The organism is Sodalis sp. RH16 (assembly GCF_047324245.1).
Classification (GTDB): Bacteria; Pseudomonadota; Gammaproteobacteria; order Enterobacterales; family Enterobacteriaceae; genus Acerihabitans; species Acerihabitans ligni.
Genome location: NZ_CP178737.1, coordinates 2,334,883 through 2,348,426, shown reverse-complemented (window position 1 = coordinate 2,348,426; position 13,544 = coordinate 2,334,883). Strand labels below are relative to the sequence as shown.

8 protein-coding genes, 3 tRNA genes and 4 rRNA genes are annotated in these 13,544 nt (G+C 53.5%); 2 read left to right on the top strand and 13 right to left on the bottom strand.

Annotated elements, in window-relative coordinates:
- Positions 1 to 2 precede the first annotated feature (2 nt).
- Positions 3 to 1,103, top strand: a complete 1,101-nt coding sequence (locus ACL2XJ_RS10790; protein WP_413726470.1) for an ABC transporter ATP-binding protein — start codon at positions 3 to 5, stop codon at positions 1,101 to 1,103.
- A 38-nt stretch (positions 1,104 to 1,141) separates the two neighbouring features.
- Here the strand turns inward: ACL2XJ_RS10790 and ACL2XJ_RS10785 are convergent, their stop codons facing one another.
- The 8 genes from ACL2XJ_RS10785 to ACL2XJ_RS10750 form a co-directional block, all read right to left on the bottom strand.
- The gene (locus ACL2XJ_RS10785; protein ID WP_413726469.1) at positions 1,142 to 2,749 is read right to left on the bottom strand and encodes a hypothetical protein; all 1,608 of its coding nucleotides are present in this window, start codon (positions 2,747 to 2,749) and stop codon (positions 1,142 to 1,144) included.
- Positions 2,750 to 2,932: 183 nt separating this feature from the next.
- Positions 2,933 to 3,048: ribosomal RNA gene (rrf, locus tag ACL2XJ_RS10780) — 5S ribosomal RNA — on the bottom strand.
- A 35-nt stretch (positions 3,049 to 3,083) separates the two neighbouring features.
- Positions 3,084 to 3,159 (bottom strand) — tRNA-Thr (locus ACL2XJ_RS10775).
- A gap of 59 nt (positions 3,160 to 3,218) precedes the next feature.
- Positions 3,219 to 3,334: ribosomal RNA gene (gene rrf, locus ACL2XJ_RS10770) — 5S ribosomal RNA — on the bottom strand.
- A 234-nt stretch (positions 3,335 to 3,568) separates the two neighbouring features.
- Positions 3,569 to 6,660 (bottom strand): 23S ribosomal RNA (locus ACL2XJ_RS10765).
- Between the two features lie 216 nt (positions 6,661 to 6,876).
- Positions 6,877 to 6,952: transfer RNA gene (locus ACL2XJ_RS10760), tRNA-Ala, on the bottom strand.
- A 191-nt stretch (positions 6,953 to 7,143) separates the two neighbouring features.
- Positions 7,144 to 7,220: transfer RNA gene (locus ACL2XJ_RS10755), tRNA-Ile, on the bottom strand.
- Positions 7,221 to 7,294: 74 nt separating this feature from the next.
- A 16S ribosomal RNA gene (locus tag ACL2XJ_RS10750) occupies positions 7,295 to 8,837 on the bottom strand.
- The 16S, 23S and 5S rRNA genes sit together here with 3 tRNA genes alongside, the layout of an rRNA operon.
- Positions 8,838 to 9,368: 531 nt before the next feature.
- Here ACL2XJ_RS10750 and ACL2XJ_RS10745 point away from each other — a divergent pair.
- On the top strand, positions 9,369 to 9,920 hold the full coding sequence (locus tag ACL2XJ_RS10745; RefSeq protein WP_413726468.1) for a gamma carbonic anhydrase family protein: 552 nt from the start codon (positions 9,369 to 9,371) through the stop codon (positions 9,918 to 9,920).
- On the opposite strand, the gene aroE is transcribed toward ACL2XJ_RS10745, so the two are convergent.
- Genes aroE through dprA form a run of 5 tightly spaced genes read right to left on the bottom strand, consistent with a single transcriptional unit; the run spans position 9,917 to position 13,464 of the window.
- On the bottom strand, positions 9,917 to 10,735 hold the full coding sequence (gene aroE / locus ACL2XJ_RS10740) for a shikimate dehydrogenase (protein WP_413726467.1): 819 nt from the start codon (positions 10,733 to 10,735) through the stop codon (positions 9,917 to 9,919). The genes ACL2XJ_RS10745 and aroE overlap by 4 nt on opposite strands.
- 17 nt (positions 10,736 to 10,752) lie before the next feature.
- On the bottom strand, positions 10,753 to 11,322 hold the full coding sequence (locus ACL2XJ_RS10735; protein ID WP_203522937.1) for a Sua5/YciO/YrdC/YwlC family protein: 570 nt from the start codon (positions 11,320 to 11,322) through the stop codon (positions 10,753 to 10,755).
- On the bottom strand, positions 11,309 to 11,866 hold the full coding sequence (locus ACL2XJ_RS10730) for a topoisomerase DNA-binding C4 zinc finger domain-containing protein (RefSeq protein WP_413726466.1): 558 nt from the start codon (positions 11,864 to 11,866) through the stop codon (positions 11,309 to 11,311). The genes ACL2XJ_RS10735 and ACL2XJ_RS10730 overlap by 14 nt, the downstream gene beginning before the upstream one ends.
- Before the next feature lie 31 nt (positions 11,867 to 11,897).
- The gene (locus ACL2XJ_RS10725) at positions 11,898 to 12,371 is read right to left on the bottom strand and encodes a DUF494 family protein (protein WP_132923629.1); all 474 of its coding nucleotides are present in this window, start codon (positions 12,369 to 12,371) and stop codon (positions 11,898 to 11,900) included.
- Entirely contained in the window at positions 12,343 to 13,464 is a 1,122-nt protein-coding gene (gene dprA, locus ACL2XJ_RS10720; protein ID WP_203522938.1) for a DNA-protecting protein DprA, read from the bottom strand. Before dprA ends, ACL2XJ_RS10725 begins: the two co-directional genes overlap by 29 nt.
- Between the last annotated feature and the right edge of the window lie 80 nt (positions 13,465 to 13,544).

Here is a 13,544-nt window from a genome sequence, read left to right as displayed (position 1 = left end):
CCATGGCGAGCGTAGAATTAATCAAAGTCGCCAAACGTTATGGCAAACATGCCGTGCTGCATCCGCTGGATCTGAAAATCCCTGACGGCAGCTTTACGGTTCTGGTGGGCCCCTCCGGCTGTGGTAAATCGACTTTGCTGCGTCTACTGGCCGGGCTGGACACGGTGTCCGACGGTGATATTTTTATTGATAGCCAGCAAATAAATAATCTCGATCCCGCCGATAGGGATATCGCCATGGTGTTCCAAAGCTATGCCCTCTACCCCCATCTTACCGTGGCGGAGAATCTGGCGTTTCATATGCAGGTTAAAAAAGTACCCCGCGAGGAGCAGCACGGTAAAGTACAGCAGGTGGCCCGCATGCTGGGTATCGAACCGTTGTTGCGGCGCTTGCCCAAGGCCTTGTCCGGCGGCCAGCGCCAGCGGGTCGCCATGGGGCGGGCTATGGTGCGTAATCCACGGGTATTTCTGTTTGATGAGCCGCTGTCCAACCTTGATGCCCAACTGCGCATGGAGTTACGGGCTGAAATCAAATCCCTGCATCAGCAGTTGAAAACCACCACGGTGTATGTCACTCACGATCAGGTCGAGGCCATGACCCTGGCGGACCAAATCGTCGTGATGAAGGAGGGCAGTATTGTCCAGCAGGGGCAACCGCTGGAGATTTACGACCGGCCGGTGAATACCTTTGTCGCGCGATTTATCGGCTCTCCGCCCATGAACCTGCTGGACGGCCTGACGGAAATTCGCGATGGCGTGCCAGGCGTGAAATGCGGCGAACTGTGGTTTCCTTTGCCGGCAAAATGGCATGCCGCCGCACGCCAGCAGGGAAGTTCGCCGGTGACGCTGGGTATCCGTCCCCATGATTTCATGCAGGTAGCCGCCTCTTCACAGCCGCCCGCCACGCTTCGGCTACAGGAAATCACCGGCGAAACCAGCTTGCTCCACGTGGACTGGGGCGGATTTCCGCTGCATGTTCAGTTCGCCGGCCGATTAAATAACCCGCCGGGCCAGCCCTTGTGGCTGGAGGTGAAGGCGCAGAGCCTTCACCTGTTTGACACTGCCAGCGGTCAGCGGCTTACGGAAAATCATGCCGGCGCGTGACATCATGCCAGACATTCTTTACTGTCTGTCAAAAACCCTTAATCAATTTCGGGGAAAGCCGGCCTGTTTCGCGTTGACGCAACAGTGCTGGTGCCCATGAAATTTCGCACCGCGCTTACCTGCTGGCCGATAGCCGAAGCGGCATGTTTAAAGCGGCCACCTGAGCGGTGATCCAACCCGGCATATAAGCCGCCGGCCATGCCGCCGGTATAGGCGCCAAACCACTCGCCAAGGCCCGCACTGACTTCGCCATTTGTCGTTCTATCCCTTTTCGGATTAGTCCGTTGCGCATCAGGCTTTGTTTTGCCTAATCGGCTATCGACATGGACAATCGAGGGAGATTTTTCTGCCAACTTATCTTTTTCGATAAATGCCGCATCGTTACCCATCGTAAAAGCGCTTCTCTGACTGTAGGCCGGGGCGACGGCATCCTGGAGCCAAAACCGCCAATAGGCATTGACCAACCCCGTCACGTAGCTTTCGTCATGTTTGCTTAGGTCGGCGCTGCGGAACAGCCTGTTATCACCCGCTGCGGAACGTTCTCCTTCTGGCTGGGCCGGGAAGATATCCGGCAGCCAAAAGCGCCAGTAGGCATGTATACCCGCCGTGGCTAAGTCCGCCCCCTTTTCAGCTAGCATATCCACTTCCCTGCCAAACATAGCGCCGTGGAATGCACCGCTTCCGGCCATTTCACCTATTTTCGAACTGCCTTCCATTGTCCCATTAATATCAATTCCAGCGTTCGAGCCGGCCATAGCTCCTGCATAACTTGCCTCTGAGACCTTACAATCCTGTTGCTTTGCCAGCTTTTGTACCTTGGCAACGCTTACTCCCACCCCATTAGCGCAGGCCATGCCGGTTTCGGTACCTTTTTCTCGGCTTTTATAAAAACTTAACTTCATTGCAAGCCATGTGGCTTTCAAGTTAGCGCCATTAAATTTAGCAGATACCCCCGCAATAAAGCCTGCAGCAGCGTTTTGCACCGGCTTTGCTTTATTAGATGCCCAGGAACCTATCATTATAGCTGCCCAATCTTTTTTGTCGGCGTTACAAGCGCGCCACAAAACGTACAAAACATACACAACGATACTCGCTATTATCAACGGCGGAAAAGATAAACTGAACGTTCCCGCCACCGCTATTCCCGTGAGTATAACCGTGGACAATACCATTAAGATCAATGGGGTGGCTTTCTTTATTTTGTCTGTAATAATCTTTATTTTGGCATTGGCGGGTTTATTGGCATTTTTCGTTGCCGGCTCGGTTTTGACAATATTTACTGGCGCATTTGCTGGGTTACACTTTGATGTTGCCGATTGCCCATCCGCTGAGTCGACTCCATCGCTTGGGGCGGCAATGCTAAAAATAGGGATTTTGCCCCCCATCTCGAGAAGCGCAGGGCTTTGGACCAGGCCATTTTTGCCGGGAAATGAGTTCGATGATAAACCAGAATTGCCGGTAAATGTTAAATTCCGATTTCCCGCTGACTTCACCGCTGTCCCAACGCCTTGGCATTGTGTGTCGGATAAATGAGATAAAACATCGGATGATTTCCCGCTATTACAGGATAGTATTGAACATGTCATGGCAGGTGCCTCCTGATTTTTATCGCCATGATAAGCAGGAATGGCAAAGAGGACTTTCATAAATCGACGAAATGATAATTATTCGTAGACTATTTTTAACTGGCCGTCGCCTTCGGCTTCGTTCAACCGGCTTTGCCGGTTGTCCTACTCTGCCTTTTATACGAACTGACCGAGTAGCGAACCGCCAGTTTGACGCATATGAAAAAGCCCTCTGTTTTCACAGAGGGCTTCGTTCAATTGGATGCCTGGCAGTTCCCTACTCTCGCATGGGGAGACCCCACACTACCATCGGCGCTACGGCGTTTCACTGCTGAGTTCGGCATGGGGTCAGGTGGGACCACCGCGCTAGTGCCGCCAGGCAAATTCTTTATTTGCCGAACTCCGCCAAATTAACTGGTGCTGATACCCAGAGTCGAACTGGGGACCTCACCCTTACCAAGGGTGCGCTCTACCAACTGAGCCATATCAGCGCTCTAAGCTTTTATTGACCACACCTCTCGTTACACTCGAGGTATCGGCCTTAATGGATGCCTGGCAGTTCCCTACTCTCGCATGGGGAGACCCCACACTACCATCGGCGCTACGGCGTTTCACTGCTGAGTTCGGCATGGGGTCAGGTGGGACCACCGCGCTAGTGCCGCCAGGCAAATTTCTCGTCTCTTCCTGAGACTCGCCCTGCGGGCCAGCGCTGTGCGCTGTACAAAATCGTTCCCGACGATTTTGTCATTTCCCCCGTGCAAGGCCAACGCTCCGCGTTGTTGACAGTCCGTCAGTGCTTCGACCGACTGTTTGTATTCTTTAGGTCCGGAACAGTCACTGAAAATTCTCTCATCGCCCTTGCGGACAACGCTCTCACAGCCCAAACACCTTAGGTGTTGTAAGGTTAAGTCTCACGGGTCATTAGTATCGGTTAGCTCAACGCATCGCTGCGCTTACACACCCGACCTATCAACGTCATCGTCTTTAACGTCCCTTCAGGTGGCTTAAAGCCACAGGGAAGACTCATCTCGAGGCAAGTTTCCCGCTTAGATGCTTTCAGCGGTTATCTCTTCCGCACGTAGCTACCGGGCAATGCCATTGGCATGACAACCCGAACACCAGTGGTGCGTCCACTCCGGTCCTCTCGTACTAGGAGCAGCCCCTCTCAATCTTCCAACGCCCACGGCAGATAGGGACCGAACTGTCTCACGACGTTCTAAACCCAGCTCGCGTACCACTTTAAATGGCGAACAGCCATACCCTTGGGACCTACTTCAGCCCCAGGATGTGATGAGCCGACATCGAGGTGCCAAACACCGCCGTCGATATGAACTCTTGGGCGGTATCAGCCTGTTATCCCCGGAGTACCTTTTATCCGTTGAGCGATGGCCCTTCCATTCAGAACCACCGGATCACTAAGACCTGCTTTCGCACCTGCTCGAGCCGTCACTCTCGCAGTCAAGCTAGCTTATGCCTTTGCACTAACCTCACGATGTCCGACCGTGATTAGCTAACCTTCGTGCTCCTCCGTTACTCTTTAGGAGGAGACCGCCCCAGTCAAACTACCCACCAGACACTGTCCTCGACCCGGATTACGGGCCGGAGTTAGAACATCAAACATTAAAGGGTGGTATTTCAAGGTTGGCTCCATAAGGACTGGCGTCCCTACTTCTAAGCCTCCCACCTATCCTACACATCAAGGCTCAATGTTCAGTGTCAAGCTATAGTAAAGGTTCACGGGGTCTTTCCGTCTTGCCGCGGGTACACTGCATCTTCACAGCGAGTTCAATTTCACTGAGTCTCGGGTGGAGACAGCCTGGCCATCATTACGCCATTCGTGCAGGTCGGAACTTACCCGACAAGGAATTTCGCTACCTTAGGACCGTTATAGTTACGGCCGCCGTTTACCGGGGCTTCGATCAAGAGCTTCTCCTTGCGGATAACCCCATCAATTAACCTTCCGGCACCGGGCAGGCGTCACACCGTATACGTCCACTTTCGTGTTTGCACAGTGCTGTGTTTTTAATAAACAGTTGCAGCCAGCTGGTATCTGCGACTGGCTTCGGCTCGGGAAGCAAGTTCCTCCACCTAATGCCAGCGTGCCTTCTCCCGAAGTTACGGCACCATTTTGCCTAGTTCCTTCACCCGAGTTCTCTCAAGCGCCTCGGTATTCTCTACCTGACCACCTGTGTCGGTTTGGGGTACGATTCGATGTGACCTGGTGCTTAGAGGCTTTTCCTGGAAGCGTAGCATCAACCCCTTCACCACCGTAGTGGCTCGTCATCACGCCTCAGTGTTATAAGAGAACGGATTTTCCTGTCCTCTCCACCTGCACGCTTGAACCGGGACAACCGTCGCCCGGCCGGTCTAGCTTTCTCCGTCCCCCCTTCGCAGTCACACCCAGTACAGGAATATTAACCTGTTTCCCATCGACTACGCCTTTCGGCCTCGCCTTAGGGGTCGACTCACCCTGCTCCGATTAACGTTGAACAGGAACCCTTGGTCTTCCGGCGAGCGGGCTTTTCACCCGCTTTATCGTTACTTATGTCAGCATTCGCACTTCTGATACCTCCAGCAACCCTCACAGGCCACCTTCTCAGGCTTACAGAACGCTCCCCTACCCAACGGGCGTATCCTTAAGTCAACTCAACGTCATGAACGCATTGACGTCGCTGCGCTCCGTCAATCGTCTTTACCGCACAATTGTCTTAAGTGATACGCCCGCTGCCGCGGCTTCGGTGCATGGTTTAGCCCCGTTACATCTTCCGCGCAGGCCGACTCGACCAGTGAGCTATTACGCTTTCTTTAAATGATGGCTGCTTCTAAGCCAACATCCTGGCTGTCTATGCCTTCCCACATCGTTTCCCACTTAACCATGACTTTGGGACCTTAGCCGGCGGTCTGGGTTGTTTCCCTCTTCACGACGGACGTTAGCACCCGCCGTGTGTCTCCCGTGATAACATTCTTCGGTATTCGCAGTTTGCATCGGGTTGGTAATCCGGGGTGGACCCCTAGCCGAAACAGTGCTCTACCCCCGAAGATGAATTCACGAGGCGCTACCTAAATAGCTTTCGGGGAGAACCAGCTATCTCCCGGTTTGATTGGCCTTTCACCCCCAGCCACAAGTCATCCGCTAATTTTTCAACATTAGTCGGTTCGGTCCTCCAGTTAGTGTTACCCAACCTTCAACCTGCCCATGGCTAGATCACCGGGTTTCGGGTCTATACCCTGCAACTACACGCCCAGTTAAGACTCGGTTTCCCTACGGCTCCCCTATTCGGTTAACCTTGCTACAGAATATAAGTCGCTGACCCATTATACAAAAGGTACGCAGTCACCCCATCACTAAGCCCCCTCTGCTTATTTTGTCGGTTGGGCGTCACTTTCGCTCCGCCTACCGCACCTTTAGCAAAGGATGCATATGCAGCTTCACCACTGGCTTAGTGATGGGGCTCCCACTGCTTGTACGTACACGGTTTCAGGTTCTGTTTCACTCCCCTCGCCGGGGTTCTTTTCGCCTTTCCCTCACGGTACTGGTTCACTATCGGTCAGTCAGGAGTATTTAGCCTTGGAGGATGGTCCCCCCATCTTCAGACAGGATATCACGTGTCCCGCCCTACTCATCGAACCCACAACTCCTGCACCTTCGGATACGGGGCTATCACCCTCTGTCGCCGGACTTTCCAGACCGTTCTCCTGATGCAAAAGCTGATGATGGTTCTGGGCTGTTCCCCGTTCGCTCGCCGCTACTGGGGGAATCTCGGTTGATTTCTTTTCCTCGGGGTACTGAGATGTTTCAGTTCCCCCGGTTCGCCTCATTGCGCTATGGATTCACGCAATGATAGTGCAACGAATTGCACTGGGTTTCCCCATTCGGACATCGCCGGCTAATAACGCTTCATATCAGCTTACCGACGCTTTTCGCAGATTAGCACGTCCTTCATCGCCTCTGACTGCCTAGGCATCCACCGTGTACGCTTAGTCACTTAACCTCACAACCCTAAGATGTCTTAGGTTTGCTTGCTTTGAGAGACTCGCATACTGATTTTGCTCAGCATGTTTTTTCAAATTTTCAGCTTGTTCCGGATTGTTAAAGAGCAGTATTTCGCAGCATACTCAACACGCGTTCACCCGCAGGTGCCGCCATATCAGTGTGCTCTGAAATAATTAAAGAAAAACCAGACAATCTCTCATTTCGCGGCGCGAAATGGTGGAGCTAAGCGGGATCGAACCGCTGACCCCCTGCGTGCAAAGCAGGTGCTCTCCCAGCTGAGCTATAGCCCCAAGTCGTTTCTAACCTTTTAGTAACGAATTGCTTCTTTTCAACGCCGAAAGCCGCGCATCAATAATGAATACGAAGCTTTTTCTTTTGAGAGAGAATTCAACTCGATAGCCCATTCGTTTCCAGGCAAGGCGTGGGGTCACGAAGTTTATAATGATAAACGAGTGGCGCCGCAACGCAGCATGGGAAGGAATGGTAGGCCTGAGTGGACTCGAACCACCGACCTCACCCTTATCAGGGGTGCGCTCTAACCACCTGAGCTACAAGCCTATAGAAGGTTTTTCTTGCTCAATACTGTTATCAGACAATCTGTGTGGACACGTCACTTGACGCGTATCTTTCGGTAAGGAGGTGATCCAACCGCAGGTTCCCCTACGGTTACCTTGTTACGACTTCACCCCAGTCATGAATCACAAAGTGGTAAGCGCCCTCCCGAAGGTTAAGCTACCTACTTCTTTTGCAACCCACTCCCATGGTGTGACGGGCGGTGTGTACAAGGCCCGGGAACGTATTCACCGTGGCATTCTGATCCACGATTACTAGCGATTCCGACTTCATGGAGTCGAGTTGCAGACTCCAATCCGGACTACGACGCACTTTGTGAGGTCCGCTTACTCTCGCGAGTTCGCTTCTCTTTGTATGCGCCATTGTAGCACGTGTGTAGCCCTACTCGTAAGGGCCATGATGACTTGACGTCATCCCCACCTTCCTCCGGTTTGTCACCGGCAGTCTCCTTTGAGTTCCCACCATGACGTGCTGGCAACAAAGGATAAGGGTTGCGCTCGTTGCGGGACTTAACCCAACATTTCACAACACGAGCTGACGACAGCCATGCAGCACCTGTCTCAGAGTTCCCGAAGGCACAACTCCATCTCTGAAGTCTTCTCTGGATGTCAAGAGTAGGTAAGGTTCTTCGCGTTGCATCGAATTAAACCACATGCTCCACCGCTTGTGCGGGCCCCCGTCAATTCATTTGAGTTTTAACCTTGCGGCCGTACTCCCCAGGCGGTCGATTTAACGCGTTAGCTCCGAAAGCCACGGCTCAAGGCCACAACCTTCAAATCGACATCGTTTACAGCGTGGACTACCAGGGTATCTAATCCTGTTTGCTCCCCACGCTTTCGTACCTGAGCGTCAGTCTTCGTCCAGGGGGCCGCCTTCGCCACCGGTATTCCTCCAGATCTCTACGCATTTCACCGCTACACCTGGAATTCTACCCCCCTCTACGAGACTCTAGCCTGCCAGTTTCAAATGCAGTTCCCGAGTTAAGCTCGGGGATTTCACATCTGACTTAACAAACCGCCTGCGTACGCTTTACGCCCAGTAATTCCGATTAACGCTCGCACCCTCCGTATTACCGCGGCTGCTGGCACGGAGTTAGCCGGTGCTTCTTCTGCGGGTAACGTCAATGATTGAATCTATTAAACCCAACCCCTTCCTCCCCGCTGAAAGTGCTTTACAACCCGAAGGCCTTCTTCACACACGCGGCATGGCTGCATCAGGCTTGCGCCCATTGTGCAATATTCCCCACTGCTGCCTCCCGTAGGAGTCTGGACCGTGTCTCAGTTCCAGTGTGGCTGGTCATCCTCTCAGACCAGCTAGGGATCGTCGCCTAGGTGAGCCGTTACCCCACCTACTAGCTAATCCCATCTGGGTTCATCCGATGGTGTGAGGCCCTAAGGTCCCCCACTTTGGTCTTGCGACGTTATGCGGTATTAGCTACCGTTTCCAGTAGTTATCCCCCTCCATCGGGCAGATCCCCAGACATTACTCACCCGTCCGCCGCTCGCCGGCAAAGTAGCAAGCTACTTTCCGCTGCCGCTCGACTTGCATGTGTTAGGCCTGCCGCCAGCGTTCAATCTGAGCCATGATCAAACTCTTCAATTAAAAGCTTGATGCTCAAGAATCTACTGTTTCATTCATTACTGAATTAACTGGTAAACACTCTAAGACTTGTATTGTTGTGTTTCGATACGGTCTTGTGAGTGCCCACACAGATTGTCTGATAAATTGTTAAAGAGCGTGCGCCGCTATGATTCAGTCTGGCGCGAGGTGGCGTATATTACGCTTTCCCCTATCAGTGTCAAGCCCGTCAGGCTTGCTTCTGACTCGTTTTCGGTCCTTGTGAAGCTGCTCACAGTCCCGGTCGATGGAGGCGCATTATAGGGATCCGATTATATTGCACAAGCGTTTTTTGATCTTTTCCAACTGATTGCTTATTTTTCAACCCCGACGTATTGATCTTAAACGATCCGGCGCCGAGATCGTCCCGGGTTTGAAGATCGAGGCCCCCTGCCGCGTTCAGATCCTAGCCTGACCCGACTCGATAAAAAAAGCGAATTTGGCCACATCGGTTGTTGTCATGGCGGCCATCTCGGCGATAAAGTCAGTTAAATTTATTTGCTTGAGGTAATCGTCATGTTACAACCTTCAGGATCGCTGCGCCCATACCAGGGTATGGTGCCGGAACTGGGCCAACGGGTCATGATCGATCCTTCCAGCGTCGTGATCGGGGACGTCAGGCTGGCGGATGACGTCGGCATTTGGCCGTTGGTGGCCATTCGTGGCGACGTCAACAAAGTCATCATCGGGGCAAGAACCAATATCCAGGACGGCAGCGTACTGCATGTGACCCATAAATCCGATTACAATCCGGCCGGCAACCCGTTGATCATTGGCGATGATGTTACAATAGGCCATAAAGCCATGTTGCATGGCTGCACCATCGGCAACCGGGTCTTGGTGGGCATGGGATCCATTATACTCGACGGCGCGGTGATTGAAGAGGACGTCATGATCGGCGCCGGCAGCCTGGTAGCGCCAGGGAAGCGTCTGGAAAGCGGTTATCTTTATGTGGGTAGCCCGGCCAGAAGATCCAGGGCGCTGACGCCAAAAGAAATCGGCAGACTACTCTATTCATCTGATAACTATGTACGCTGGAAAGACGAGTATCTTGCCCAAGGGAGTTAAGTCGATTGCTCCTGGCGTAATAAATCTAATACCGGCTTGATTTGGGGCAGGACGCCATGCCATAACAAAAACGAATAGGCGGCCTGGCCTACCAGCATACCGAGGCCGTCAGCGTAATGCTCGCTGCCTCTATCGGCACACCACTGCAGGAAAGGCGTCAGTCCTTTCTGATAAAACATGTCATAGCAGTTTATCGACGAATTAATCAACGAGCCCGCCAGGGCCGGTACCTCGCCATGGACACCGGAAGTCGTGGCGTTAATGACGAGATCAAAATCCGGTTCGGCGAGTTCGTTTAACGGCTGTGCGTTGATAGTGCCCACATGCTGATAAAACGATACCAGCTCACGCGCCCGTTCAAATGTCCGGTTGGTAAGCATTATTGAACAGCCGTAAGACAGCAAAGGCAAGATAACGCCGCGCGCCGCGCCGCCGGCGCCCACCAGCAGAATGCGGCTTTCCGGCCGAATCAGTTCCAGACGGCGCAAATCCGTTAACAGGCCGATGCCGTCGGTATTGTCTCCCAATAACGTTCCGTCAGACTGTTTTTTGACGGTATTCACCGCCCCGGCCTGGGACGCCCGCTCGGTCAGCTGGTCACAAAGGGCGAAGGCCCGTTCTTTGAAAGGCATGGTGATATTGGCCCCTTCACCACCATCGGCAAAAAATGACCGTAAAACCTGTTCAAAATCATCCGGGGGAGCCAATACCCGGCCATAGGTATGGGGGATACCGGTTTGCTCGGCGAACAGCGCATGGATACGGGGCGATCTGCTGTGTTTTATCGGATTACCGAATACGGCGTAGGTTTCCATAATCTTTTCTCGTCTTTTCAGCCTTGGCGGATAAGGGTGCCAGTCAAGGCATCTCGAATTTCCGAAGGGTTTAGCCGCCCCTCGACGTTGCCGTCCATCAGCGGAAAATCATTACCAAACTGCAGCCGTACCTCCGCCGCGGTCCGGGCAGGCTCCCGGCCGGACAGATTGGCGCTGGTGGATACCAGCGGTTTTCCGAAGGCCAGGCAGAGCTGCCGCACCGGCTCAAAAGCGCTGACGCGCACCGCCAGGGTCGAAAATTGCCCGGTAAGGTAGCGGGGCGTTTCCGGCCTGGCGGGCATGACCCAGGTCACCGGCCCCGGCCAGCTGGACATAATCCGTTCCATCTGCGGATGGGTTAATGCGCTGTCGTCAATATAAGGCAGCAGCTGCCGGTACTCGGCGGCCACCAGTATCAATCCTTTGGTCCAGGGACGAAGCTTCAGCGCCAGCAATGCCCGCACCGCCGTTTCGCTGTCAGGATCGCAGCCCAGGCCGTAAACGGCTTCGGTGGGATATGCCACCACCTGGTCCCGGCCCAGTTTATTTACCAATTCGGACAGATCCGACAGATTATTCTTCATCATTCTCTTTGACTGTAACCGGTTTGCCACAGCGTTTATCGGCACAATAGAGTATGGAGCCCCGTGAGGTATTTTTTTCTATTAACAACGGAAAACGGCAATAAGCGCATTCCCCCGCGACAGGTTTAAAATTGACCACGAACCGGCATCGGGGGTAGGCATCGCAGGCGTAAAACGTTTTACCAAAACGGGATGTCCGCTGCACCAGATTTCCCGTCCGGCATTGCGGGCAGGTAAAAGCGGTCTCATCAGGTTTATCCGTCGCCGCGATATAATCGCAGACGGGATAGTTGGAACAACCGATAAACATGCCGTAGCGCCCCTGGCGCAACACCAGGGTCCCCTGACAGGCCGGACAGGTCTGCCCTTCCAGCACGGTGACGATATGTCCGTCAGCATGCTGTTTTAGCGGTTTGATATAAGCGCAACGGGGGTATTGAGAGCAACCGAGGAACGGGCCATGCTGACCGGACCTGATGACGAGCTCTGCCCCGCAATCAGGGCAGCGCTCAGTGGGCCTGGCGGTAAAAAGCGCGGCTTTTGCCATAAATTCCAATCATCAGTAAGTCTGTCATTCTTTAATGCAGATGGTTTTCATCTTCCTCAAATACGAGATCTTCCATTTGCTGGTATGCATTTTCATATCCTGGGATATTAAAAAGCACCATCAGGATAACCCATTTGAGATCTTCCAGATCAAACTCAGCGGCATCCAGGGCCATGACGCGATCGATAACCATTTCACGGGTTTCAAGGTTCAGCACCTGAATCTGTTCAAGAAACAGTAAGAATCCACGACATTCCGTATCCAGGAACTGGCTCTCTTCATCGGTATAAATACGTAAAGCGAGCGGATCGGCACTCATCGTAAAGGTTTTGCTTTGCCCATCCTGTAAATCAGCCAGTTTCTCCAACCAGTTCAGCGCGTTATAAATGTCATCCTGATGAAAACCCGCACGGGTTAAATCATCGGTCAACTTATCTTGATCCACACGCATTTCGACTTCATTGTGGATATATGTCTCAAACAAGTACATTAGTACGTCGAACATGGCCTGCCCTCCTTAAACGGACATAGCCGCCGGGTACAACTGCGATCCATCCTGCTAACTCCAGCTCAAGCAGCTTAATCACCACCTCTGGCACAGGTTGGCCGGCACGTTCAGCGACGACGTCAACAGGTGTAACCTCATCTCCTACGTTAGCCAACACATCGGCAAATGGCAATTCAACTTCGCGTTCTGCCGCATAAATAATTTTATCCTGCTCCAAAGTCAGCCAATTCAGGCCGCTGCCGAGCTGATCCAGGATTTCTTTTGGCTGCGTAATCAGATAAGCGCCCTGCTGAATCAGCCAATGGGTTCCTTCGGTACCGGAATTGCCGAGCGGACCGGGCAAGGCATAGACATCCTTGCCCTGGTCGAGGGCATATCGCGCGGTAACCAGCGAGCCGCTTCTGGCGGCGGCCTCCACCACCAGCACCCCGAGGCTCAGCCCGCTGATGATGCGGTTACGATAGGGGAAATGGCTCGCCAGAGGCGCCGCGTCCAAAACAAACTCCGAAACCAGCGCGCCGCCCTCCCCAACGATACGCTCGGCGAGCTTATGGTGCTGCGCCGGATAGACGTTCTGCAGCCCGCTGCCCAATACCGCGACGGTACGCCCCTTGGCGTCCAATGCCGCACGATGGCTGATGCCATCGATGCCCAGCGCCAGCCCGCTGGTAATGGTGAGACCGCACCGGGACAGCGCCGCGGCAAAACAGGATCCCCACTGCTCCCCGTATACCGTATAGCGACGGCTGCCGACCATGGCCAGCTGCTTTGAGTTCAGGCAGCCAATATCTCCTTTGACAAACAGCGCGGGAGGCGGACAGGCGAGATTTCGAAGCCGGTGGGGATAAGCCTCATCGGAAAAGCTGACAAAATGGTGGCCGGGATGCTCCAGCCAGCGAAGCGCAGCTTCGATATTGGCGGAAGGATACTGATGAAATCGCTGGCGCTGGCGAGGAGTAAGGTAGGCAAAAAGCGCCCCTTGCCGATCAAAGTCAGCGGAGAGCGGCAATTGTGACAGACATTCAAACGCCTTTGCGCCATTCAAGCCCTTTACCGCCGCCAGGCGCATCCATATTTCCATTAACGTCATGCTGACCTCTGCATCCGTGCGTATTGCCGGTGACGCGACATTTATGCACCGATGCTGTCAATCAGGACGGGAAATGTCTA